This is a genomic window from Enterococcus sp. AMC1157, from assembly GCF_058216555.1.
Map to the genome: position 1 here is coordinate 442,245 of NZ_CM177099.1, position 26,719 is coordinate 468,963.

General features: G+C 32.1%; 20 protein-coding genes and 2 pseudogenes. 4 read left to right on the forward strand and 18 right to left on the reverse strand.

Annotated elements, in window-relative coordinates; all coding sequences use genetic code 11:
• Window positions 1-43: 43 nt before the first annotated feature.
• Complete coding sequence (locus AC4BBX_RS02245) at window positions 44-1,945, reverse strand: tyrosine-type recombinase/integrase (RefSeq protein ID WP_490454849.1); 1,902 nt, start codon at window positions 1,943-1,945, stop codon at window positions 44-46.
• Between the two features lie 169 nt (window positions 1,946-2,114).
• Between AC4BBX_RS02245 and tnpB the strand changes: the two are divergent.
• Together tnpB and tnpC are read left to right on the forward strand one after the other, a co-directional pair.
• Window positions 2,115-2,414, forward strand: a pseudogene (gene tnpB / locus AC4BBX_RS02250) (IS66 family insertion sequence element accessory protein TnpB); the annotation flags it as partial.
• A 120-nt stretch (window positions 2,415-2,534) separates the two neighbouring features.
• On the forward strand, window positions 2,535-3,995 hold the full coding sequence (gene tnpC / locus AC4BBX_RS02255) for an IS66 family transposase (protein ID WP_490454850.1): 1,461 nt from the start codon (window positions 2,535-2,537) through the stop codon (window positions 3,993-3,995).
• 367 nt (window positions 3,996-4,362) lie between these two features.
• Here the strand turns inward: tnpC and istB are convergent, their stop codons facing one another.
• The 9 genes from istB to nifJ all read right to left on the reverse strand — a co-directional run bounded on the left by istB (window position 4,363) and on the right by nifJ (window position 15,247).
• The gene (istB, locus tag AC4BBX_RS02260; RefSeq protein ID WP_490454772.1) at window positions 4,363-5,118 is read right to left on the reverse strand and encodes an IS21-like element helper ATPase IstB; all 756 of its coding nucleotides are present in this window, start codon (window positions 5,116-5,118) and stop codon (window positions 4,363-4,365) included.
• A complete protein-coding gene (istA, locus tag AC4BBX_RS02265; RefSeq protein ID WP_490454851.1) occupies window positions 5,108-6,532 on the reverse strand; it encodes an IS21 family transposase in 1,425 nt (474 codons plus the stop codon). The genes istB and istA overlap by 11 nt, the downstream gene beginning before the upstream one ends.
• Before the next feature lie 465 nt (window positions 6,533-6,997).
• A complete protein-coding gene (metK, locus tag AC4BBX_RS02270) occupies window positions 6,998-8,170 on the reverse strand; it encodes a methionine adenosyltransferase (RefSeq protein ID WP_490454852.1) in 1,173 nt (390 codons plus the stop codon).
• A 58-nt stretch (window positions 8,171-8,228) separates the two neighbouring features.
• The gene (locus tag AC4BBX_RS02275) at window positions 8,229-8,813 is read right to left on the reverse strand and encodes an accessory gene regulator B family protein (RefSeq protein WP_490454853.1); all 585 of its coding nucleotides are present in this window, start codon (window positions 8,811-8,813) and stop codon (window positions 8,229-8,231) included.
• 3 nt (window positions 8,814-8,816) lie between these two features.
• A complete protein-coding gene (locus AC4BBX_RS02280) occupies window positions 8,817-8,954 on the reverse strand; it encodes an AgrD family cyclic lactone autoinducer peptide (protein ID WP_490454854.1) in 138 nt (45 codons plus the stop codon).
• Window positions 8,947-10,236, reverse strand: a complete 1,290-nt coding sequence (locus AC4BBX_RS02285; protein WP_490454855.1) for a sensor histidine kinase — start codon at window positions 10,234-10,236, stop codon at window positions 8,947-8,949. Before AC4BBX_RS02285 ends, AC4BBX_RS02280 begins: the two co-directional genes overlap by 8 nt.
• Entirely contained in the window at window positions 10,233-10,964 is a 732-nt protein-coding gene (locus AC4BBX_RS02290; RefSeq protein ID WP_490454856.1) for a LytR/AlgR family response regulator transcription factor, read from the reverse strand. The genes AC4BBX_RS02285 and AC4BBX_RS02290 overlap by 4 nt, the downstream gene beginning before the upstream one ends.
• A 205-nt stretch (window positions 10,965-11,169) precedes the next feature.
• The gene (locus AC4BBX_RS02295; protein WP_490454857.1) at window positions 11,170-11,607 is read right to left on the reverse strand and encodes a flavodoxin; all 438 of its coding nucleotides are present in this window, start codon (window positions 11,605-11,607) and stop codon (window positions 11,170-11,172) included.
• Between the two features lie 79 nt (window positions 11,608-11,686).
• A complete protein-coding gene (gene nifJ, locus AC4BBX_RS02300) occupies window positions 11,687-15,247 on the reverse strand; it encodes a pyruvate:ferredoxin (flavodoxin) oxidoreductase (RefSeq protein WP_490454858.1) in 3,561 nt (1,186 codons plus the stop codon).
• A 423-nt stretch (window positions 15,248-15,670) separates the two neighbouring features.
• Between nifJ and AC4BBX_RS02305 the strand changes: the two are divergent.
• Window positions 15,671-16,989 (forward strand): annotated as a pseudogene (locus tag AC4BBX_RS02305) (IS1380 family transposase).
• A gap of 301 nt (window positions 16,990-17,290) precedes the next feature.
• On the opposite strand, the gene AC4BBX_RS02310 reads toward AC4BBX_RS02305, so the two are convergent.
• The 3 genes from AC4BBX_RS02310 to AC4BBX_RS02320 form a co-directional block, all read right to left on the reverse strand.
• The gene (locus tag AC4BBX_RS02310) at window positions 17,291-18,562 is read right to left on the reverse strand and encodes a radical SAM protein (protein ID WP_490454859.1); all 1,272 of its coding nucleotides are present in this window, start codon (window positions 18,560-18,562) and stop codon (window positions 17,291-17,293) included.
• 405 nt (window positions 18,563-18,967) lie between these two features.
• Complete coding sequence (locus AC4BBX_RS02315; RefSeq protein ID WP_490454860.1) at window positions 18,968-19,654, reverse strand: ABC transporter permease subunit; 687 nt, start codon at window positions 19,652-19,654, stop codon at window positions 18,968-18,970.
• Window positions 19,655-20,335, reverse strand: a complete 681-nt coding sequence (locus tag AC4BBX_RS02320) for an ABC transporter ATP-binding protein (protein WP_490454861.1) — start codon at window positions 20,333-20,335, stop codon at window positions 19,655-19,657. It abuts the gene before it with no gap.
• A gap of 153 nt (window positions 20,336-20,488) precedes the next feature.
• On the opposite strand from AC4BBX_RS02320, the gene AC4BBX_RS02325 reads away from it, so the two are divergent.
• Window positions 20,489-21,448 carry an IS30 family transposase gene (locus AC4BBX_RS02325; RefSeq protein ID WP_490454862.1) on the forward strand — a complete coding sequence of 320 codons (960 nt, stop codon included), beginning with the start codon at window positions 20,489-20,491 and terminating at the stop codon, window positions 21,446-21,448.
• On the opposite strand, the gene AC4BBX_RS02330 is transcribed toward AC4BBX_RS02325, so the two are convergent.
• The 5 genes from AC4BBX_RS02330 to AC4BBX_RS02350 all read right to left on the reverse strand — a co-directional run bounded on the left by AC4BBX_RS02330 (window position 21,385) and on the right by AC4BBX_RS02350 (window position 26,719).
• Window positions 21,385-22,659, reverse strand: coding sequence for a metallopeptidase TldD-related protein (locus tag AC4BBX_RS02330; RefSeq protein ID WP_490454863.1), 1,275 nt, complete (start codon window positions 22,657-22,659; stop codon window positions 21,385-21,387). The genes AC4BBX_RS02325 and AC4BBX_RS02330 overlap by 64 nt on opposite strands.
• 25 nt (window positions 22,660-22,684) lie before the next feature.
• Entirely contained in the window at window positions 22,685-23,872 is a 1,188-nt protein-coding gene (locus AC4BBX_RS02335) for a metallopeptidase TldD-related protein (protein WP_490454864.1), read from the reverse strand.
• A gap of 187 nt (window positions 23,873-24,059) precedes the next feature.
• A complete protein-coding gene (locus AC4BBX_RS02340; RefSeq protein ID WP_490454865.1) occupies window positions 24,060-25,220 on the reverse strand; it encodes a hypothetical protein in 1,161 nt (386 codons plus the stop codon).
• Entirely contained in the window at window positions 25,204-25,902 is a 699-nt protein-coding gene (locus AC4BBX_RS02345) for an ATP-binding cassette domain-containing protein (protein WP_490454866.1), read from the reverse strand. The genes AC4BBX_RS02340 and AC4BBX_RS02345 overlap by 17 nt, the downstream gene beginning before the upstream one ends.
• Window positions 25,889-26,719, reverse strand: a complete 831-nt coding sequence (locus tag AC4BBX_RS02350) for a hypothetical protein (protein WP_490454867.1) — start codon at window positions 26,717-26,719, stop codon at window positions 25,889-25,891. Before AC4BBX_RS02350 ends, AC4BBX_RS02345 begins: the two co-directional genes overlap by 14 nt.

Sequence of the window (26,719 nt, forward strand, 5' to 3'; positions counted from 1 at the left end):
ATGTAGGGTGCAAAACAACTTTGAAATTGATAGCTAGTGATTTTCATTTTAGTGCTCCCTTCATAATGATTCCAGCAGAGTCAAGAGAGAGTCCGCATTTTTTACTTCGATCATCATCTAAAAGAAGATACTTCATAACACTTGTAGGATCACGATGACCTAAGGCATCCATGACATCATCAACTCCCGCATGATTTTGTAAGAGTTTTGTGGCGAAAGTTCTACGTGTTACATGAAAACCACCACCTTTTACTTCTTTTCGTTCCGGTAGAATACGGTAAAGGGCATTTATACATACTTTACTTGTAAGTTTTCCAAATGGAGCCTTTGACTTGATGAATATATAATCAATATTATTTGTTGGTCTACCTGATATTAGGTATGAATATATCGCATTTCCTACTTCAACAGGCATTGGAAGGGTAAGTTGTGTTTTTGTTTTCTGCATAATTATTGAAATCTGACGATGTTTCCAATTGATGTCTTGAAATTTGAGCTCTAGAATATCAGAGGCTCTTAATCCTGTCTTAAGTCCAAGTAAAACTATTGCAATATCACGAAGCTCTATAGCTCCATTGTGTTCCATACGAAATATTTCAATCCTTCGTATTTGTTCATCAGACAAAACATCAACAATCTTTTCCTGCGGAAAAGTACTAGTCATCAAACAATCAGCTAGGTTACGATTTGTATAACCTTTTTCAAAAAGAAAACTCAAGAACGCTCGCACACAGACAAAACAGCTAGCTCGTCCTTTAATAGTAGTGTGTTCATCTTTAATCGAGAACTCCTTTATGATAGCCGGAGACAGTCGATTAAAGTTATCGTAGTCATGATCAACCAAAAATCTACAGAAACGTGTACAAGCATAACGGTAACTTTGTATTGTTCCGATTTCTCGAAATTCATGTTTTTTTCGATCAAGAAGCCCTGAGATACTTTCTTTACACCATTCTGGTAACTTATCAAAACATGTCTCCTCAGTTTTGTACTTACTATTCGGATGTATATCACCTGAAAGTGTGTAGTCTTCATAAAAATTCAAGATTCGTCTCCAATGAAGCCATGAACTTCCTAATTTTTTTCTAATTTCAAAAAACCATACCCACATGATATCTGAGTGGAATCCAAATGAATGTATATCAAGGAATAAATAAAGCGCTGTCAAAACGTGTTTGGCAAGTGCTAAAGTTGACCCCACATATCCATAACCTTTTAAAAGATCAATAAAGCATGGAATTGACTCATATAATTCATCTGAAGAGATAGTTGAGTTTATTAATTTTTTCAGTTTGACTTGATTCTCATCTGAAAAATCGGTGATTGACCCGATATGAGGATATATTTGCATATTGAAAACAAGATTATATTTCTGGGGACAAAATCCCTTGTCATGATAGAATTTAAGCATTCGTGCAACATTATTCAATGTCATAGATTTTACATCATCAGAATAGAATATTTTTGTTTCTATCATTTTTATAACCGCATCATAGGTAATGTCAGGGATGTCATGAATTCCTAAATTATAAAAAAAAAGCAAGGCTTCAGAACAAAGAATACGAGTTATTTCTAGTGTTCGAGTAGTACAGTGACGTCTACAATAATCAAGATAGATATCCAGAGTATTCTTCCAAAGTACTGGTAACTTATCATAATTTGATTGATTAAGATAAAAACTACTGTCAGAAATGGTTCCTGTTATTTCCATTTCCTCCAATTGATAAACATATCGAAGCCATACAAAACATCTTTGCCAAGGTAAACTATTTTTGATATCGGAAAACCAACTTTCGCGAACAGCATCTGAATAAACTTCATTCCTCTGACTCATAAAAGCTCCCAGAGAATCATAACAATCTTTATGCGATTTTTGACTACTGTGACACATTTTCTTTTTTTTGAGAAAATCCATTACCCTGTCTACCGTTTCATTGTAATTCATGAGATCACTCCTTTAAATTTTATTGTGATTTCATTATTACATAGATATTTTTATTCTGATCTTTTTACCAAAAATGTTAGAAAAATAAATACTTTCTATAAAAGATGAGGATAAAAATATTGTGAGGATAATCCACATTATCCTAATATTCGGATAATGTGGAAAGACAGACTTACGTAAAGGAATTGATGGACTTGCGTCCATTGTTCAACACGAATATCAATTAGATGTGTATGACAATGCCCTCTTTCTTTTTTGTGGTGGCCGACAAGATCGTTTCAAAATGTTGTATTACGACAAAGATGGTTTTCTTCTTTTATACAAACGATTAGATCAAGGAAAATTACAATGGCCAAGAACAAAAAAAGAAGTTCGCTGTCTCACTCACCAACAAATCCGTTGGTTGTTAGAGGGATTGAGTATTGATCAGCCACAAGCGATTCGTGCAGGAAAACAAGGTGTTTTCTAGTTGAAAGAAAGAAGATGGAAAGTGCAAGAAACGTTGATTTCATGCGATTTACATCTTCTTTTTTTATCTATTTATGGTATAATAATAACATCAAAAACAAATGTAAAGTGGTGTGTATCGTTGTCAAATCAATCAAATGGAACTGATAAAAATAACGAAACAACCACACAATTAGTCGCGATGCTTCAAGAACAAATGAGTATCAATCAAGCACAAATTTTAGCCAATCAAAAGCAACTTCAAGTAAACGAAGCGCTCACACAAGAAGTGAAATTACTTCGAGAACAAATTGCTTATTTAACCAATAAACTGTATGGAAAATCCAAAGAATCGTTGCCGGAATCATTATCTGGGCAATTAAGTTTGAATTTATTTGGTGAGTCTGTAGTTCCACCTGCCATTCAAGAAGAGGAAATTTCTGTTCAACCACATAAACGGAAAAAAGGAACAAAGGCAAAAAAGTTGAATGACTTCCCAACAAGAGAAGTCCATTGCGAACTAACTGAAGAAGAACGACACTGTCAACAGTGCGGAACAACCATGAGCGACATGGGTATAAAAAAAGCCCGCGAAGAAATTGCTTTTCATCAAGCCCGCATTGAGACGCTACAATATGTGCAACATAGTTATTGTTGTAAAGCATGTGAGCGTGTCGGAGACACTTCCTTAAAAAAAGCACCTGTTCCTAAACCGCTTCTTTCCAATAGTCTAGCCTCTCCGAGTCTTGTCGCAGAAACCATGTTTTTGAAATTTATCCAAAAAGTGCCGGCTTATCGTCAAGAAAAGTATTGGCAACAATTACGTCTAGATATTTCTCGAGACAATATCACTAACTGGCATATACGCGTAGGACAAGATTTTCTTTCGATACTAGTGGAACGTTTGCATCAAGAACTGGTGAAGCGAACCATTGCTTATGCCGATGAAACGACCTACCGAGTGCTAGAAAGTCAAAAACAGAACAATTATTACTGGGTATTCAGTACTTCTAAACAAGAGGAAGATCCAATCGTTCTGTATCATCATAGTGAATCACGAGGAAATGATGTTCCAAAAAAATTTTTGAAGAACTTTCAGGGGTATCTCCACTGTGATGGCTATTCTGTTTACGATGGTTTAGCAAACTTCCTCCCTGTTCGCAGCTTGGCGCATGTCCGTAGGAAATTCCACGAAGCATTACCAAAAGAACTTGGAGAAACCATCCATCCAGCTGCCTATGTTTTAGATGCATTTAAAGAATGCTTTAAAAAAGAGAAAGCTTGGAAAGATCTTTTACCAGCGGAGCGATTGGAAAAACGCCAGAAAGAATTACGGCCGTTACTCGATCAACTCTATTCTTATGTGGAGACAATTCCTGCCGTTCCTAAATCAAAGTTGGAAAAAGCAATTGAATACATGTGCAAACATCGAGAATCGGTGGAACACGTCTTTGAGGATGGGCGCTTAGAATTAACGAACAACCAAAGTGAACGTTTCGTCAAAGAACTGGTTATCGGTCGAAAAAATTACCTCTTTTCGTCGAGTTTAGCGGGTGCTCAAACTTCAGGTTATATTCTAAGTGTGATGAAAACAGCTGAATGAAATAAGTTAAATCCAACCCGATACCTTCAATACTTATTTGAAGAATTGCCCAATCTACCGGTGTTAACAGCAGATCACTTAGACGACTATCTCCCTTGGTCGAAAACGGTCCAAGAAAAATGTAAATAATAAAAAAGACGACTTCGCCTGATTGTATAATAACAATCGGGCTAAAAGTCGTCTAGGTGACTACTGCCGCCCATTTGTACCACTGATGCCAACTTTTTTACCACTGTTTGCCAAAGAATGTACCACCAATTGCCAGTTTAATGTACCACTAAAGGAATATCCCATAACCACTGTGATTTAAGTTGGTCATGGGATATATTTACATAATCCATAGGATTATATTTTTGAGAGTAATGTCCTAGAAGTTATTGGATAAACCCAATCGTTCACGCATAGATGTTTCACCATCGATAGTGATGGTGTATGAGTTATGGACGATTCGGTCAATAACTGCTTCGCCTGTTGGCCCACCTCCGAGTTTAGAATGCCATCCCGCAGTATTGAACTGGGTACAGAAGATCGTAGACGTCGTCTTTTCTCGTTTTTCTATGATTTCCATGGTCAAGTATAGTTCTTCTTCTGTTAGATCGTGAAGAAGCCACTCGTCAATAATGAGTAGTTCTTTCTTCGTATACTTACGCATTAATTTCTTATAGCTATCATCTGGTTGATTTTTTGCTATTTTAAATTCATCTAGAAGTTCAGGTAGGCGCACATACTGAACTTTATAGAATTGACGACATGCAGCTATACCAAAGGCACAGGCTAAGTAGGTTTTCCCGGCTCCAGTCGCTCCCATGAGAATGATATTATTCTTGTTTTCTAAATACAACCCAGAAGCTAAGCGTAAAATCTCATCTTTTGGTAGTCGTCGGTCTTCGAAGTATTCAATCTCCTCAATTGCTGCTGAAGGAACGTCAAATGCGGCTTGTCTTATTAAACGTTGGAGCTTATTGCTTTTGCGACGAGAATGTTCACTGTCAACTAATAACTTAAAGCGTTCTTCAAAGTCTAGGTCTCTATATTGCTTGGTTTGTGCTTGCTGCTTATAAGCGTCTGCCATGCCACTCATTTTCATTTCTATCAATTTAGTTATTGTGTCCTCATTCATCATTCAATCGTCCTCCATAGTAGTCAGCTCCACGGGTAAATCCATGATTCTGCGTTAATTTATCTACTGCTTTCTTCATTTGTTCTTCTTTTACCTGTTTATGATTATTCTTAAGCGCTGTTTTAATAAGAGAGACCGTCGGTCTTTCAGTGACGTCCAGTACCGTCTGACAGGCTTTTTCCAACTCATACTTTGTGTGTTTGCGTAACACATTCTTAAGAGTGAAAACAGACTGAACACCTTGCCGTTCAACGGCAGCGTTTTTTAGAATTAATTCGACGACTTGTAAGGTAGACCGTCCAATGTCTTTGCCCCATGCAATGGCATTTTGTGGGGTTTGATCCGTGTATAATTTATGGTCATCGGGCATATGATCTCGGTTAGTGGACTGACTGCCATATTTCCCATATAATCGTGAATGAGAAGCGATTCTCATATGATTGTAGAATACTTCAATAAGATGATCTGTCACTTTCACATCCACCTGTTGACTGATATATTCATAGGGAACAGAATAAAACTGACTTTTAACAGAGACATGATAGTCTGGTTGAACTTTGGCGGTTAACCATTCAGACATCTGATAAGGTGTTGGCGGGAGAGGAGAAAGGTACGCTTTCTCTTCTTCTAAAAATGCTGACCACCTAGAACCTTCACGTTTAGTAAAATCACGATGATTGAATTCCTCTAATTTCTCCTTGGCAACGTCATTCCATTCCTTTAGAGTGAAGCATTGAGTATGCCTCATGGCAGCGATAATCCAAGTCGAGATTGTGCGAACAGAGCCTTCTACTGACGCTTTATCCTTTGGATATTTTACTCGAGCGGGCATAACGACTGTGCTGTAATGATTCGCCATATCTTTGTACGTAGGGTTTAGTACTAACTGCTTTCGCGTATTTTCCTGAACACCTGTTTTTAAGTTGTCAGGGACTAGAACGTCACTCACACCCCCAAAATAGTCATAAGCATGTCTATGGGCAGTGATCCACGATGTTAAGTTCATTGATAAAAATCCTTCAACGTAGGACAACTGACTACTAGGAAGTGTCGCGACAAATACATATACTTTCACCTTCTCACCGGTATCTCGGTCAATTAAAGTACCGGTCGATCCAGCCCAGTCGACTTCCAGTATTTCTCCTGGCTTTCGTTTAATTCGCATAGTTGCCTTATGTTTTTCTGCATATCTTCTATAGTGACGAACAAAGCTACGATAGGCATAGGGAATAGTGTTTTCTGCTCGACATTGTGCTTCATATTCATGATGAAGCAGTGTTAAATTGACATTCTTCTTTGCCAACTCTTTGTGAATGTATTCAAAATCAATCGGTCTGTAACCTGAACCTTCCATTGTTTTTTCAGGATATAAAAGCTCTTCTAGCCATTTATCTGTCATCTCATCTGTTAATGGCAAAGCCACCTCCTTTTTTTCCGCAAGTCGAATGACTTCCGTTATTTTTTATCTTGAATGCCCGGTGGCTGCACGAATACTTCTAAGCGAAAAGCCATCAGAGCTCATCTCCAATACTTTCCTATATTGGAACATAAAAAAAACCTCCATATAATCAATGTCATGCTTTAGGCTTAAATGCCGTAGGCATGCACATTAATTATACAGAAGTTACTAAATGGTAAACAGGTTGGCAGTAACTGGTACATTTTATGGCAAAGGGTGGTACAAAACTTGGCAACGCTGGTACATTCAACTGGCAGTAGTCATCTAGGTACTCCGCTATTCGGCGCTTACGTTCAAAATCATAAAAAACCTCTTCTCATTTATAACTAATTTAAGCTAATATTATCCTGAATTTTAATAAAAAAAGACAAGCAGCTGCAAAAAGCAGTTTACTTGTCTGATAATACAATTTATGTTATTTCACTAACGAAAATAAGAACGTAATAAGTCAACTTTATCAAGCTTTTCCCATGGAAACTGAGTATCACTCCTACCAAAATGTCCATAACTCGCAGTTTTTTTGTAAATAGGTCTCCGCAAATCCAACATTTTAATAATTCCTGAAGGTGTTAATTCAAAAATTTGACGAATAATTTGAATTAATTTACTCTCTGAAATGGTAGAAGTTCCAAATGTATTCAAACTTATTGATATAGGCTCTGACATTCCAATAGCATATGATAATTGAATTTCTAGCTTTTCTGCGATACCAGCTGCAACTATATTCTTTGCAACGTATCTTGCTGCATAGCTGGCTGATCGATCTACTTTAGAAGGATCTTTACCAGAAAATGCGCCGCCTCCATGTCGGGCATAACCACCATATGTATCTACGATAATTTTTCTTCCAGTTAATCCTGCATCGGCTTGTGGTCCTCCAATAACAAATTTGCCTGTAGGATTAATAAAATATTTTGTTTTTTCGTCTAATAAATTAGCGGGGAGTACTGGTTTTATGACTAAATTAATAATATCTCTTTTCAATAAATCATGAGTAACTTCAATACCATGTTGTGTACTAATGACAACTGTATCAATTCTTTTAGCCCTGCCATTACTACCATATTCAACAGTTACTTGGCTCTTTCCATCTGGCCCTAAATAGTCTAGTTCATTTGATTTTCTTACTTCCGATAGTCGTAAAGATAACTGATGACTCAATGCAATAGGTAAAGGCATGTATTCTTGTGTTTCATTTGTGGCAAAACCAAATACTAGCCCTTGGTCTCCTGCGCCCAATTCATTCTCTTCTTCATTTGTGCGACTTATCTTTCCTACTCCTTGAGCAATATCTGGAGATTGTTCATCAAGAGCGACCAAAACAGAAACAGTATCGGCAGTAAATCCATATTTCATCTTGCAGTAGCCCACGTCACGGATAGTTTGTCGGACAACTTTTTGTATATCTACATAAGCATTGGTTGTAATTTCACCAAAGACAAGAACAAGTCCAGTTGTTACTGCTACTTCGCAAGCTACTCTTGCTAAAGTGTCTTGTTCTAGAATGGCATCTAAAATAGAATCGCTGATTTGATCTGCTAACTTATCTGGATGGCCTTCTGTTACAGATTCTGATGTAAATAAATAGCTATTCACTCAATTCACTTTCTTTCTTAAACGATTAAAATGTCCTCTTTGTTGTAGTGCGTTCTTCTTATAAGAAAAACGCACTTTCTCTGTTTCTAAAAAATATTCCTAATAGCATGGAAAATAAGTTTATACAAAAACTTAAAGTAATTAATGTAACGAGTTCTTTTTGATTCAATAAAACCATCATAAAGAAAAGAAGTAGTTGAACGAATAAAACTTTTTGCAATCTATTTTGAAATATCTTTTTTTCAATACTGTCTAAAGGTTTATTTTTATTATCAACAGGACCAATTAAATTAATCAATAGACAAGATATTAAAGATAGACAGGTACTGACAACTAAATTAAAAGGATCAAGTTTATTCATTAATACTACCAGTTGAACAATAGCTACTGAGCATATTAAGCAAAAACTATCTTTTTTTAGATGTATACCTCCTGCATAACTTCTCAATGGGAGCAGTAATAAGATAGTAACTAAAACTTCTTTTAAAGAGTGATTCATTACACCTAATAAAATAGTAAATACTATACACACAAGATATTTAAAAAAGAGATTGAATCCAAATAGGTAGATACTTTTTTCCGTTTCATCAATGATTTTTTCTTGAATCAAATAATTCGTAATGCTACTTACTACTTGTTTCATTACTTAAAATCGTCTCAATTTTTTTACTTCATTCGGTAATTTTTCTTGGCCAACAAGAAAGATGCAAGAAAAATTTACAGCTGATGAAGCAGCAATCAATCCTAAAACTTTAACAACATTCAACAAACTTTTTTTATTCATTTTCATTTTCTCCTTTATAATCCCATAATATTATTTGTACACAGTACTTATCCTCTTCGAGAATTTGTCTGTAAATACCACTATTTTTCTCAACACTTTGTTTAATATTTTTAATTCCGATTCCTTCTTTTACGTTAGCTAAATTGAAATTTTTCTGGACAGAGTTTTTGATGTCAATAAATAAACTTTCATCATAATATTTTAACTTTAAAATGATTTGTGGAAACTTTTCTTTGCCAAGTAACATACAAGCATGAATTGCATTGTCAAGTAAATTACCAATGATAGCTATAAGTATTTCGTTATCTATAACTAAATATTCAGGTACTAAACATTCTATATGAGTAGAAATTCCTTGAGACTTTGCATAACCAATTTTATGCAAAAGAAAATAATTTAATTCTTTGTTAGGAGTGTAACTTTCCAGCATTTTTCTTTCTACTATAGAAACTTCTTCTTGAAGAGTTGCAATGAAATCTAATACTTTAGAGTATTCTTTCTCTTCAATATAACTAGAGAGTACTAAAACACTATTTTTTAAGTCATGTCGCATTGATTGAAGCTGATTTTGAGATACGATAGCATTATTTAATTGTTCCTTTTGTTTTTCTAGATTTTGTTGTATTTTTTGGTACTCTAATTCTTTTTCTTTTTCCATTGTCATCTTGTTGTATAAAACGAACATGGAAAAATTTAAAAATAAAATTTGGAAAATAAATATCATAGAAAAAATGAGCGAACTATTTTGATAATCAATAACGTAGGTAAACAGCATATAACAAATCAGTAAAAAAAAGGACAAAAACGGAGCAAGAATGATGATACTTTTAGATAATTGGATTTTTTGAAAAATTTGTCTTTTAAAAAATATATTTATCGTCAAAACAAGAGCTAGTTTTATTAGTAAAGTGAAAAAAGTACCATATTCTAGAAATAGTTTATCTGAGATATTTAATACAGAGATGAAAATAAAAGCAAAGATACTTTCGCTTAAGAGAGCAATTAGAGCATACATTCCTATAGAAGAAATACGATAAACGAAATTCATATGAAAGTTGTAACTAATAAGTAATAAAAAAAGAACATATGAACTTAGATTTAATAATACAGTGGACAAATCTGAAAAGTTAAATAGATAAGTTAAATAGATTCCAAGATTAGGAAAGATAATGCCTAAATATGGTAAATACTTCTTTTCTTTTTCTTCGGCCATCATTGAAAAAAAAGTGGTTATTATCCAGACATCTAGAATTGAGGTAATAAGCAGTATAAAAATGGTCATACGCCTAATTTCCCTCCCATAAAGTGCACAATTTCTTCTCGAACTTGCGTTCTGAATTTTCTGCTAATTTGAAGAGTAACAGTCTCATTTTTATCCTTATGTGAGATAGATAAAATAGCTTTGTCACTTGAAATTCGTTTCAAATAATTCAAGTTAATGATAAACGAAGTATGAATTTGAATAAAATTTTTATTCAATTTTTCTAATAATTTATTTGTCGACATGATAAACCTATCAGTATTTTCTTTTGTTCGAATCATGACATATCGGCCTTGTTTTTCGAAATAAATAATATTTTTTAAAGAAACAATAATTTGACTATTTCTTTTGACATAGCAGAATTTATCAATTCTGTTCACAATAAAATTAAGAATTCGATCCATTACTTGATATAGACCCTCACGATTTATTGGTTTTAACAAGTAATCAAAGGTATTGACTTGAAAGACTTCTTTCATATAGTTCACATGAGAAGTAATAAAAATAATGTAAGAATCGAAGTCTCTTTTTCTAATTTCATGAGCAACTTCTAAACCATCGTTTTCGGGCATTTCAACATCTAATAAATAGATATCGTATTTTGTTGTTTTAACCGCTTCAATTAATTTATTACTTTTGTTAAAACAATCACATTCGAAACTACAATTTGGATAGTCTCTCAAGTAGTTTTCAAGTGTGCTAGTCACCATAGGTATATCATCGCAGATGGCAATTTTCAATTTCTCCATAGAATCTCCTACTTTCACAATTAGAATATTTTTATAAAGAAATCATTGCTAATACATTCTTAGTATAGTATAAGTTGACTCAGTAGGTTTCATTATGTAACGTTTTACCAACTAACTGTCATAATCAACAATATTTATTCTTTATAATACTATTTTATCATGTGGAGAGTTAATAATACATATGTGGAAGAAGTACATGTATTATTTAAGTAATTAATTGATTGACAAATTGTTTTAAAGCTTCTTCATCCTCTTCTTCCATATCTAAATCTATTTTGACACTTTCAGCAACTTTTGTTGCTCCAGATTGTTCGAATACTTTTTCAAAATCATCAATGGATTGACAGTAAAACTCTTCATAAAGAGTGTCTCCTGAACCACATACACCAAAAATTTTTCCAGTAAGATCTAATTCTGGTATTGATTCATAAACAGGAATGATTTCTTCTGGTAGCTCACCTTCGCCATAAGTATATGTTCCAACTATACAAATGTCTGCATGAATAAATTCAATACCTTCATAATCTTCACAATCAACTAGAGTCACGACCACTTCTCGCTCTTCTAGCAAGTCAGTGACATACTCTACAATTTCTTCTGTATTTCCTGTTAGACTTGCATAGACAATAGTTGCCTGTAGCATATTAGTTTTCTCTCCTTATTTAATTAATGTTATAAAATCAACAACCAAGACAGTTTTTATACTCTCTTGATTGTCAGATTCATTTTTTTTTAGTAAGCTTTTCTCGTAAATTTTCTTCGATACCAGCTAGATTAGCATAAGTAAAGAATCGCTTCTGCGCATCAGTGATAGTTTTTTGGAAAAGCAGATTCGCTTTTTTTTCATCTACTTTAAGAAGTGCCAAGAACCGATCTTGTTTTTTCATAAAGTGAATCATACGATGAAAATCTGGTTTTTTATAATCTAGAATCATTGGTAATTTCTCTTGGTTCATTAACGTTGGATTATAACGGTACAGTGACCAATACCCTGTTTCAACAGCTTCTTTTGCTGAATTTAAAGAATGAGACATTCCCCCGTGAATTCCTTGTATGATACAAGGTGTATACGCAATAATAAGGGAAGGCCCTTTAAATTTTTCCGCTTCCTCAAAAGCTTTTAATGTTTGCATCATATTAGCACCAGCTGAAATCTGAGCAACATAAACATCGCCATAACTCATTGCCATCAAGCCTAGGTCCTTTTTTCCAATTGATTTCCCACTAGAAGAAAATTTGGCTATTGCAGCAGTTGGGGTTGCTTTTGATGTTTGCCCACCTGTATTCGCGTAAACTTCATTATCCATTACCAGTATGTTTACATCTTCTCCACTAGCAATCACATGATCGATTCCCCCATATCCGATATCATATGCCCAACCATCCCCGCCAATAATCCAATGACTTGGTTTAACAAATAAATCTTTTTTGTTTAATAATACTTCGATATAAGGGTTGTTGTTCTTTTCCAACTCAAGTATTTTGCTTAATTTGTATGCCCGTTGTTGTGTGCCTTCACTCTCAGCCATTTGTGTAATCCAATCTTCTATGACGATTCTTGAAGATTCTGCAATTGAATTTTTTGTAATAAGTTCATTAAGCTCATCAGCTAAATCGTTTCTCCTTTTTTTCATAGCTAAGTGCATCCCATAGCCGAATTCCGCATTATCTTCGAATAATGAATTGGACCAAGCAGGACCAGTACCATCCGAATTGGTGGTATAAGGACTTATGGGCGATGCTGCTCCCCAAATAGAAGAGCATCCTGTCGCATTCGCAATCATCATCCGACTACCAAATAATTGAGTCAGTAATTTTACGTAAGGCGTTTCTCCACAGCCAGCACATGCGCCAGAGAATTCTAGTAATGGCTTTTTAAACTGTGTACTTTTTATACTTGTTCGCTTGGAACTAATTTCTTTTTCTTTAAGTGTCATAGAAAAAGCCCAATTCATTGCTTCTTCCTTCATTTCCTCATAAGGTTTCATTACTAAAGCTTTTTTCCTAGCAGGACAAGCCTCTACACATAAACCGCACCCTGTACAATCTTCTACTGACACTTGAATTCGATAATTTAGACCGTCTTCGCCTTTCATTTTGCGCATAATGAATCCTTCCGGTGCTCCATCAGCTTCTTCATCATCAGCAAGAAATGGACGAATGGCTGCATGTGGGCAGACAAAGGCGCATTCATTACACATCGTGCAATGTTCAGCTATCCATTCTGGTACTTCTAATCCTATGCCTCTTTTTTCATACGCTGCTGTACCTAGAGGAATGTTTCCTTCTGTCATATTGTTCTCTATTAAATCTTTTACAGTTAACGAATCTCCTTGTTGTTTCGCTACTGGTTGTGCAATTTTATAAATAAATTTAGGTAAATGTTTATCTTCTACGTTCTGCTCTTCTTTTTGTTCTTTTTCTGTCCAATAGTTAGAAAGAGTAATTTTATTAACATTAGCGATTGTTTGATCCACAGTGGCTATATTTCTTTCAAGAATTTCCTGGGTGGATTTTTGATAATTCATCTCAATCGATTGTTTTATATAGTTGCTCGCCTTTTCAAAGGGTATAATTTTTGACAAATAAAAAAAGGCTGTTTGCATGATAATATTAATCTTATTCCCAAGTCCTAATCGATTGGCTAATCCTGTCGCATCAATGGTGTAAAATTCTGCTTCTTTTTGAATAAGCTCTGTTTTTAGTTTCTGAGGTAACTTTCTTTGTAACTCTTCGGTACTCCATCTTGTATTTAAAAGAAAAATTCCTTTTGGGTTTAACTCTTTTAATAACTCGTATTTATTTACATAAGCTGTCGTATTGCATGAAATGAAATCTGCATGTTCAATTAAGTAGCTTGATCGTATAGGCTCATCGCCAAACCTTAGATGACTTGTCGTTAGCCCACCAGATTTTTTTGAGTCATAAACAAAATAGCCTTGTACATACTTGTCTGTATGATTTCCAATAATTTTAACCGTAGACTTACTCGCACTCACTGTACCATCTGATCCAAATCCCCAAAATTTTGCTTGATAGGTATTGGTAGGCGTAAGATCAACTACTTCCTCAGCAGGGAGTGAAAGATAAGTCACATCATCGGTAATACCTATGGTAAAGCTATCTTTTAACTGTTCTTTGGGCAAGCGCAATTGGTTGTACACTGCTACTATTTGACTCGGAGTAACATTTTTTGATCCCAAGCCATATCGACCACCAATAATAACAGGTCTTTGTTCACTATCATAAAAGGTACTTTTAATATCCAACAATAAAGATTCTCCACCCGATCCAGGTTCTTTGCTTCGATCCAAGACAGCAATTTTCTTTATAGTTTTTGGTAATACTTCTTTTATTTTTTGTATTGGAAACGGACGATAGAGATGAATATTCAAGTGTCCGACTTTTCTACCTGAGTGATTTAGCTCTTCGACTACTTGTTGAATAGTGTTTGAAACAGAACCCATAGAAATAATAATTTCTTCTGCATCATTTGCTCCATAATAATCCACAAGATTATATTGTGTTCCGCGAATGGAATTAATTTGTTGCATATAGTATTCGACAATCTCAGGAATTTCCATATATTTTTTATTAATCGTCTCTCTTTGTTGGAAATGAATATCTGGATTTTGATTGGTTCCACTAACTGTTGGATGACTAGGATTCATGCTTTTTTTTCGGAACTGCTCCAATTCGTGTTCAGGCAAAAGAGCAGTTAATGATTCATAAGAAATCGGCTCAATTTTTTGTAATTCGTGACTTGTCCGAAAACCATCAAAGAAATTTAATACAGGCATACTTAGTTTAATTGCTACTAAGTGTGCCACTGCTGAGAGATCCATAACTTCTTGCACACTACTCTCAGCCAAAAGAATAAAACCCGTTTGTCTGACAGCCATAATATCACTATGATCTCCAAAAATACTGAGGGCATTAGTGGTTAGTGCTCGACTAGATACATGAAACACAGCTGGCAAAAATTCTCCTGCTAATTTGTACATTACAGGAATCATAAGCAATAATCCCTGTGATGCAGTATAAGTCGTTGCTAAAGCACCTGTTTTTAGTGCACCATGCAGAGTACCTGCTGCTCCAGCTTCTGATTGCATTTCAGTCACCTGAACAATATTGCCAAAAATATTTTTTCTACCTTCTGTAGACCATTTATCAATTAGTTCTGCCATTGTAGAACTCGGAGTTATAGGATAAATTGATGCTATTTCAGTAAAGGCATAAGAAATATATGCAGCAGCTTCATTGCCATCTATTATTTTTTTCAAGAAAATCTCACCCTCCAATATTTTTATTACTTTATCATTCCATTAATTATATATTTTTTAGTTTATTACATCTTCATATGTAATAAAAAACCATTTTCATGTAAAGAATTGCATTCTGATATATAGTTAAAGGCTTAGAAAAATAAAAATATCCCTAAAATCAATGACGATTTTGAGGATATTCTTACTTTAGAGAGAAAAAAACATAATGAACCTCTGTCACGCTCCTTCTTAGTTACATAAGAAAAAATTAATAATAGAATTAAATCCTGAATAATTCATACTTTCCTTATAATTGTTTAGAAACTGCCTAACGGCAGGAAAAATTAACTTTTCGATTCTCACCCGTTAAGTGATGAAAAAAGAACCCCATTCTGTTATGGTAAAGGTGACTAAACCAACCATAGGAAAGGAGTTCTTCTCATGACTAGCTTACACAAAAATCAAATTAAATTCAATTCAAACATCACTATTTCACATACAGGTGGTCGGCTATCAAGTGATTCGGGGTTAGTCCTGGTTAAAGAATTGATGCATACCTTCGGCTTTTCACATTTAGCTAAACAATGGCTCCATATCACAGATCATCGGGCTTATTTTACCCATGATAACTTAGCGATATTGGAACAGCTTATTATGCAATTAATTGCTGGTTACTCGGCAGACTCATCAGCTAATCTATTAAGACAGGATCCAGTCTTTCAAGCTGTACTCGGTAAAAAGCAATTAGCCTCACAATCGTCAATCTCACGCTTTCTGGATCGTTTCACCGTGGAGAACAGGATCAACTCCAAGCATTAAATCAGTCGCTGATTGATAAAGCGCGTTTGATTCGCAATGACACCGAGTTAATCATTGATGTCGATTCCACACATTCAGATACCTTTGGACGCCAAGAACAAACAGATTATAATGCCCATTATCAAACCTACGGCTATCACCCATTAGTTGCCTTTGATGGACTGACCGGAGATTTCTTAAAAGCTGAACTACGTTCAGGCAATCAGTACACATCTAAAGGGGTAAAAGCCTTTATCGACCCGCTGTTACACCACTACAAAAGCACGTTACCTCATACCGAGATATTGGTTCGGGGTGACAGCGGCTTAGCCACACCAGAGATGTATGAGTCTTGTGAAGCAACTGAAAGCCAGTACGTTATCCGATTAAAGAGCAATCGGAGGTTAAGTCAATTAGCTGAACACTCTGTTCTTTACGGGGACAATCTAGAATGGGAAGAGCGAGAAGTGCAGTATTTTTCACTCCCATACCAAGCGCAATCCTGGTCGAAACCCCGTCGTGTCTGTATACGTTCCGTCCGTGAAGGAGGAGAATTGCTTTTTCATCATTCGTTTATTGTGACTAATCTATCCGACAATGTCTCGCCTGAAGTCATATTTTCTCTTTACGGCAAGCGTGGAACAATGGAAAATTTCATCAAAGAAGCGAAAGGTGGCTTTTACTTCGATAAAACAGATAGCCCGCGTTTCTTAGAAAATCATGTCAGAATGATGATCAGTGTCCTTGCATACAACCTCGTCAATTTTTTAAAGACCATTGCATTTGAGAAATTGAACCAAGGGATGACGATTCATTCCATTCGACTGACATTGCTTAAAGTTGCCGGTAAACTGGTTGAAACAGGCAGACAAGTCTATCTCAAACTGTCGAGTTATCATGTGTATCAAACTGAATTCTATGAAGTTTTCGAGCTCCTAAGGCGATCCAGAAAATGGATTTAAACTAATTATCGAGTAAATTTTTACCCAATTCTGTTTCAAGGGAGCAGTCTGCCCTTAAATAGGTAAAAGTTTTTTAAAAAGCTTTATCCAAGAGTATACAGTCTGAAAACAGATTATTTTTAGAGAAAATACCTGACCTTATTTCAAAATAGGTTATTCGTTCGATAAAATAGATTAAATATTGAGCTATGAATTATTCAGGTTAAATGGAAAATTCATATAATTTTTTCTCTTTTTTAGACTATAAGTAATAGTTTACTGGTTGATAAAGTACTCCTAAAATTTTATTTATAGTTTTGCGTTAGAGTTTTGTTAATGACAAGTCTTCAATAGTTTCTTTTTCCATGGAGTACCAAAAACATGATTGTACATTCTCTTTCTCAATCATTGCTTGTGCTGGGCATTGACTACAAATCTCTAATAAACTACAAGTGCCGCATGTTTTTTTATTAGGAACTGCCATCTTGTAAAATTTCATAGTTTTAGTTTTAATGAAATCAATTAAAGAACCTTTACCATAATTATATATTGGTAAATCAAAAATCGGACAAGGATATATAATTAAGCTAGGAGAAATTCGAATTAATTGATACCCAGCTCCACAACGTTTTTTTCCATTAGGCAATTCACTAAATTCTTCTTCTTCAACTATTTGAAAATTATCAGTACCTAATAAGTCATTGAATTCTTGAGTCCATCTAGCAATTTCTGGCGGTTTTGTCAGTTCAAGTTCATTTGTATTTGAGCGTCCCGTATTCATTACAATTCCTAAGCGATGTCTGTTTACATCTAATGACTTTAAAATTTTAGATAATTCATAAATTTCGTCTTTATTTTGATCAATTATAGAAGTACCAACATCTACAGGCAATTTATTTTCGACTAATTTCTTTATAAATTTCATGGCTTTAGAATAGCTATCTCTTTTTTGTCTAATTAGGTTATGTGTTTGTTCTAAACCATCAATACTGACTTGTATTGTAGCTATAGAATTTCTATATTTCTTTAACTTAAAGAATATACTATTTTTTAAAATGTAACCGCTAGTAACTATAGAAATCATTATTTCTTTTTTTGCAAATATCTCAATTATATCTTCAATGTTTGGATGAATAAATGGTTCTCCTCCTGTTAATTGAATATACATTATACCTAATTTTTTCATCTCATTTGCTATTCGCTCAACATCATCAAGTGCAATAAAATTATAATACTCCATACTAGCTTCTCGATAGCAATGCTTGCATAAAAGTGGACATTTATAAGTCAGTTCTAAAGAGATTACAGATGGAACCCAGTATGAGTAATCACCATATACAGTGATAGTTTTCGGATTTATTCGATCACTCATTGTAATAGTTTTTATTCCTAATGAGTAATCAAGGAATTCATTTACTAATATACTTACTGTAGAATAATTATCTGAGTATTTTTTTGCTAGGATATTTATAATATCATCAACTGTATTTTGTCCATTACATTGTTCTAGTATTGATGCAGCAGTATGATTTATGGTAGTAACTAATCTTTTATTCTGTATTGTTACAACTAACCCAGCATTTTCAGGATTCAATATTATTTCTCTAGGCTGGTTAAGAATTGGATACACTTTTTACTCACCCCTTAAAAAAGAAAGATGGACTAGTCCATCTTTCAATTTATACTTATGCTTACTTTAAATAGCAAACATAGTTGCGCCACAAGTAGGTAACAATGGAACCCATGCACCAAAGTTAATGTGTGCCAAACAAGTTGCTACCTGTTGTTCACCATATTTTGGTTTTTCCATGATAAGCCCTCCTTTCTTTAAAAAACAAGAATAGTTATTGATAAATATTTGATTTTATTTTTAATAATTTCAATCAAGAAACCTTCTCGGTACATCTAGGCTAAATAACCAAGTTGTAAGTTTTATTATCAAATAACTTCTCGCTTTTTTATTTTTTTATAATAAAAGCCAAAGACTTTTATAAACTATTTAAATTTTTATATATAAGAATGATTTTTTTAATATACTCTCGCATATAAATGTTGCAAAAATAGCTACAATTATTAAGCCAATGATAGTGATAAGAAAAGAAATAATATTATTCAAAGCTGAGATTTGGAACGTTATCAATAATAATAAAACTCCAGTAGCAAAAGCTCCACCAACAGCTCCAATGTCACTTGCTTTATCATCATTTATAATAATAGATAATAAAAGACAAACGGCACACATAATATAATTAATCACTAACATGAGAATAATTATATTAAATGAAATTGAAAAATTCATATTAATCTGCATAACACTAATCATTATTATAGTCATAATGCTTTGAAATATTTGAGCAGCTGTACCAATCAACAATATAGGAAGAATTTTTCCAATAATTATTTCTATTCGAGAAACATCTGATGTTAGTAATACTTCTAAAGTTTTTTGATTTTTTTCTCTTGTAATAGAATCCTTTAATAAAATTAAACTGAAGAGTCCTCCAAAAGATTGAGTGAGCAAAATATTGAATTCAGGTGACAAAACTCCTGTTGTTCCCTGATTAATTACTACAAAATATATTGTGACCAAAGGAAACAACATAACAATAAGTAATTTTAGAATACTACGTTTAATTTCCAAAAGTTCTTTCCAGCTAACTATTAGTATTTTGTTAAAAAAATCCATTTAAATTTCCTCCTCTTCTAAAATTTTAAAGTATAAATCTTTCAAAGAGTTATCTGTAACAGGACCTCTAAAAGCAATTTTTCCTTGATGAAGGATACAAACATGTGTACATATATCCTGAATAGAAGTTAAATCATGAGAATTTATAAGCACTATTTTATTTTTGAATTTTAGATTAGATATAATTTTTAATATAACTTGCAGACTTACAGGATCTAAACCATTGGTAGGTTCATCTAATAGAATTGTTTGTGGATCACCCATTAAAGAGCATCCTAGAGCAATTCTTTTTCGCATACCCGAAGATAAATAGGCTACCTTTTCATTTTTTTTCTCCAATAAACCTACATTGTTTAACATCTCTTCACAATTTTGCTTAGCTTTCTTTTTTGATAAATTAATATGACCTATTTGATCTCGGAATATTAGATTTTCATTTGCAGTTAATTTTTCATATAATCCATTGGTTTCAGGTAGATAGCCGAAAAATGTATTATCTCTTATTATTTTTCCAGAATTTGTTTCTAATAAATTTAGTATTAATCTAAACAAGGTAGTTTTTCCTGCGCCATTATGTCCAAGAATTCCCCAAATTTCTCCTTCTGAGAACGTTAATGAAATATCATGTAACACTAAATTTGGTTGTTTATAACTAAAGCTCACATTTTTTAGTTCGATCATAAATTATTCTCCTTTATAAAAATTCAATGATTATTTCGGGTGTTAACATATTTTTGTATCGTCGATTGTAAAATTAAGCTAGACAACTAAAAAGATCATTTGTGCTACACTCAAAATAGTTCCGACCAAAGAATTATTAAGGAGTGAGTACAAATGACCTACACCCATCTTACAACAGACGAACTGGTAATCATAGAGTCTTATTTCAAAAATAATCAATCCGTTGCCAAAACTGCGCAATGCTTAGGACGTGCGCGACAAACGATTCATAACGTGTATCAATTTTTGAAAACTGGTGCTACGATACTGAACTACTATAAACAATACAAAGAAAACAAAAAACGCTGCGGTAGACGCTCGATTGCTTTACCAGAGGAACAAAAAGAATATGTTCAAAAGAGGGTTGTTCAAGGGTGGACACCGGATGTGATTGTCGGCCGCTCGGAAATGAAACTTGATTGTTCAGTCCGTACACTGTATCGAATGTTTCAAACTGGCGCATTTAATGTGCGTGATTTGCCTATGAAAGGCAAACGAAAACCAAATGGACACCAAGAAAAACGTGGGAAACAAGCTTTTCGGCGCAGTATACATGAGCGCATCAAGGAGCATCCAGAATTTGAAAACGAGTTTGGCCATCTTGAAGGAGACACTATTGTCGGTCGAAAACACAAAAGTGCTGTTATTACATTGGTGGAACGTTTGTCAAAAGTGATTATTACATTGAAGCCAGCCGGTAGACAGGCAATGGACATTGAAAATCGAATTAATCATTGGTTTCAAACGGTTCCTAAACATCTGTTTAAATCAATTACGTTTGACTGTGGGAAAGAATTTTCAAATTGGAAAGCTATGGGAAATCAAAATGATATTGATATTTATTTTGCGGATCCAGGCACCCCGTCACAACGCGCTCTAAATGAACATTCAAATGGATTATTACGTCGTGATGGATTAGTTAAAGCCATGGACTTCAATGAAGTATCAGAATCATTTATTCAAGCTGTTGCTTCCAAACGAAATCACATCCCAAGAAAATCTCTAAAGTATCAAACACCGATGGAAATATTTTTGAGAAATATAAAACCAGATGATTTGTCTAACTTAATTTGACAAATGAAATATCTAAAAGAATCAGTTATGCAGATAATTTTTTCAAATAATTTTGAAAAATTTGTGTGAATTGGGATGATATAATATGTATCTGTAATATTATCATAAGTTAAGGTCTGTCCAGATATATAGCCATTTTCTGGATTAATATTTGTTCCATAGAGAAATTCAATGATTTTTTGACTATAGTTTTCATTATTATTCTTTTTTGTATCAGTTATAATTACTTCTAAATTTGAAACATCTATTTTATAAATCATTGGGTCTTCTATATCTGATAGAAAATAAGTATTTCCTGAGTAGTTTTTACTTGTGCTATCTAAATCATTTAGAGTATTACAAATGATTCCATTTTTTATTAGAGCTTGTTCTTGGTTAGAAATACCTTCAGCATCAAAAAGTATTGAAGAATAATTTTCTAACGTTTTTCTTTCAAATAATGAGAAATTTTCATTAAATATGCACTCTTTGTTATAATACATATTATTGAAATAAGTACTAGAGCCAATTTTTTCTATATTTAAAAAAGGTAATATCATTGTATATAATTGATATATTACTTTGGATGACAATTTAATTGTATCTTTAAAATGATAAAATTCAGTCGCTTGTGAATATTGATTAATCTTATTTTGGATTTGATTGGTGTAATATTGCGAAATATTATCTACAAAGTTTAAATTAATGTTATCAAAGAATAAATCAAAAATTTTATTGTTAGTTGGAAGAATGGCAACACCTTTTAAGTAATTATATTGATTTGAAAAGCTTTTTTTATTTAAATTAGAATCTTGAAAGTAATAATATTCTTTCTTGGTTATATACTCTAAATTCTCTAGTATAATTTTATTTTCATGTAAACTATCCAATAGACTTAAAAAATTCTCTTCAAAATCAATTGTTGAGTCAGTTGAATGAGTACTGATTTCATTAAAATCCTTTTTTTGCCATAACTTTGTAGAAGGAACACACACACTTTTCTCTTCAAATAATTTACAAATCAATTCAATAGACATATCATTATCGTAAGTAAAAAATAATTTCCTTATCGTTTTATTTTTTATAGTAGTAATAAATAAATGCTCAAGCTCAAACGTATTTTTTTCCATTAAATGGTTCATAGTTTTTATCGCAACTTTGTGATGAACAACATAAGAATATGAATTAAAATTATCTGCTATTTTTTCTACTATTTTTGATATATTCGTCATAAGATACCTCTTCATTAAAATTCTTTTATAGTTGTTGCAATGACTGACTATTTAGAGATATAGTAGGAGAGCCAACCAAAACATCAATAAATTGGCCTTTCTTACCGCAATGAGCATGAGCAGATTCAATATCATTTCCGATACACTCTATTTGTTTCAAACTTTCAGAAACTTTCCCATACATCATAAGAGAAGGAAGTTGGTACTTAGCTGTTCCTTTTTTAAAGAAAATACCAGAAACAATTAATTGAAAATCCCCAGATAAAGGGTTCACACCTCCACCTAGTATTGAATCAATTACAATAGATTCCTTGTATTGAGATACAATTTCGATAAAACTTTGCTTTGAACCTGATGCAATTTTTGTTCCTCTCATGCGAGGCAAAGCCTTGAATCTATAATTTTGTTTTCTTAGACAACTAGAAAATTGTTTTTTTTCCAAATTATTGTTACCAAGCATTCCTACAATCTTGCCATTGTTCATTAATTCAATTTTTTTTAAAACATTTCCTACATCATCAATTTTATTTAATCCAAATAGCTTTTTATTTTCATAAGGATCATCATAAACAGAGAGAGTTTTAGGACCAATCATGGCACCTAAAGAATATTCATTTGAATCGCCTAATAATTTATTTCTTAAATCAAGATTGTCAAATTCTAATAAGTGACCTAAAACTTCATGTATAAAATATCCACCCAGCATAGGTCGAAAAACCACGGGTATATTATTTTTAGAAATAGTTGTTTTTTTTAGATTTATTTTAAACTTTCTGAACTCAATTAAGTTATTTAATATACATTCAATTTTTCGATTATCTATAATATCAAGTGGATAGTCACGATAAAAAGATCCTTCATGATCTAACAAAATAATTCGAATATAGCTGGTTTCTCTAAAATCAGTTTTTACTTTATTACTATTGTTTTCGATGGTAACATATTCAATTTTTGAATAAATAAAAAATTGAATATTATAATTGTAACTTGATAGTAGTTGTGTTAAATAGTTTTTTATAAAAATTTTATAAGTATTTTTATTTGAAAACTTGTCTACTGCGATTAAACTTTCTAAATTGGTTTTATCGAACGTTGTAGAAATTTCCCCTTTATTTTCAGAAAAAATAGCTTGTCCTCCGTCAATATTGTAGTAAAATCGACTTCTATTACTACTTAAATATAAATAGTTTTCAATAAAAAGCTGTTTAAACAATACAATTTCCTCAATTCTGTTTAATAATATTTATTTTAAGCTAAACTAATAATAATTAATAATGTTTCCATTTTTATCATATCAGAAACTTTTTAATATTGTGTAAAATGTAACAAAAGACTGTACCGATGTAACATTCTACGAATATTCATATGGCACAAGTACTCGTGGGAAAATTTTATGGAGCTTATAAATTAAAACCAATGATAAGAATTAAAAAAACTTGTAATAGACCAATGATTGTACGTAAATATTTGTTTACAAAAGTATAGTAAGAAATATTTAGAAATACTAATATTGGTATAATGAATAAGTAAACAAGGTTGTAATTTCCTAGTAATAAATATGAGGGTACGACATAAAGAAAATAAAGAACCGATTGAGCTGAAAATTTCCGTTTGAAATTATATTTAAATTTGCCTAAATTGAATGGTAATAAGTTTTGTCTGGAAAATTCTGCATTATTTAATTTGGATACTAGAAAAAGTCCACATAAGAAAGGTAAAACTATAATGAAATTTTTAATTGAAAATTCTATTAAATTTGGAACTATGATAAGTAAAAAATTCAGTAATATTAATCTAAGAAAAATTTTCTTATAATAAAAAATTTTTCTTAGTTCCAACAAAGTATAAAACAAAAAATTATTGTTGTAATAACTTAGTAATAGATTAGCTTTTAGACCTTTGGAGATATTATTATCAATTTTATCTTGTGCTTGCATCAGCGTCTCTGTATTTTTATTTTCAATGGCATCTCTTATTTGGTATGTGCTATCTGATAAAACAAAAATATTGACCAAGTAAATATCACTTCTGAGATACATTATTATTGTTAGTATTATGAATGAAATTATCAAAGCTATGCTAGAGAAATAATATCCAAAAACTATTAAAAACGCGGTAAAATAAGAAAGGGATTCTCTTTTCTTTGTTTGACTCTTAAAAAAGTCTACAAAATTAACAAATATATTGGCTAATAAAATATAAATTATAGAAGTATTAAAGCCATAATTTATAAAAAAAATAAAAAGTATTAATGAAAGTAGACAGTTTTTAATAGCTATAATTAATTTTAATTCATTTAAACTAAAAAATTTCAGTCTAATCAATTCAGGATAAAAATTTGTATAAAATAATGGTTGAATAATTTTAGCAACTACATAAATAAAAAAAATTACTGGGAAAAATTTTAAAATATATACTTTTTGCTCTAAAATAAAACCTATTAATAATGGTATATTAATTAAGCTAGCTAATAATCCATAAAAGAAAAATATTTTATTAATATTCTGAATTTTTCTTTTTAAAATTAGCAAGATGTAGGAATATTTATTTGCTGTTATCATTTTTTAACATCCTCTTCAATGTTTCTAAATTTGTTTCTTCTTTAGTGATTTGATAGATACTAGTATCATTAAGTAATAAAATATTATGAGAAATATTCTTTAGAGATTCTAAATCATGGCTAGATACAATAATTATTTTCTGAATATCTATCATATCGGTTAATGCTGATTGAAGGCTTTCAACTTGAAATGGATCCAAAGTTATAAATGGTTCATCCATCAATATCAGAGAAGCTTCCTGCAATAGTCCAATAATTAAACTTACCTTTTGTTTGGTACCTCTTGATAAAGAAGAACCAAACGAATCCCTGTACTCATTTAATTTAAATAAATTAATAAGCTTGTCAATTTTATTTATGGCCTCATCCTTTTCATATTTGTTAATTTTACAAATAAGAAGAAAATGCTCCATAACTGTTAAATCATTCAGCAATATAGGCGAATCACTAACAAAACTTATTCTTTTATCAAAAAAATTTGACTTTAAATTTTTTTCCCCATTGAAATAGATTTCACCTTCCTTAAGTGGCAATATTCCTGAGAGAATTTTCATAAATGTTGTTTTACCAACGCCATTTTCACCAATCAATCCGTATATTTTCCCTGTCTCTAAATTTTGATTTATATTGTTAAGTACTTTTTTTGAACCATATGAAAATGACAAATTATTAATTGTTAACACTATTTTCTCCTTTCAGACTATTTAAATTCAATAGTAAACCTGTAGTATCTATACCTTCATTATAGTCTAAGCTACTAAGAAATTTTTCAAGATCAACTGAAAATCGTAGAGTTGAGTAGTTACTTTGATTTCTTATTATTAAAGAAAAAAATATTTTTCTTGTCTCAAAATTTAGAAGGGTTGAATAATTAAGGATTTCATCTATATAAGCTATCATCACACTTTTCTTTAAAGTTTGTGTAGGTTTTTGAATAACAAAACCTTTATAATTTTGATACATTTGGTTGTTAGATAAGTATATTTCTTCAGTTAAAATATCAACATTTTCTGATAGCTTATTTTTGATAATGTTACTTGGTGTAAATTCCAAATATTGATGAATAATATTAAATATGACATCTAAATTTTTTTTATTAAATACTAAATATTCTAGTTCAAAAATAGATATCTTTTTTTTGAAATTAATAATTCGATTATCTTTTTTATATAAAAACTTCTCAAGCTTTTTTAATATAGATTCGTCAATTTTTTTAGTAGTTTCTGAAAATATAACTGAATTCATATTTATATTTTTTGAAACACATACAAGCATTAATACATATAAATTATCATGTTCATTAATTGTTGTTTTAGATAAGTTTATTTCTGAATTTGGAATATCGATATTCTCAAGCTTGATTTTATTTTCAAGTAAATAAGTTATGACTTTGTCTAAATTTTTTTTGAGATCTTTTTTATAATCTACAGAAACATTATCAAAAAAATAGATTCTTTTATCCTCTTCTAAACAAATGGGAGAAATTACAGAACAATTCAT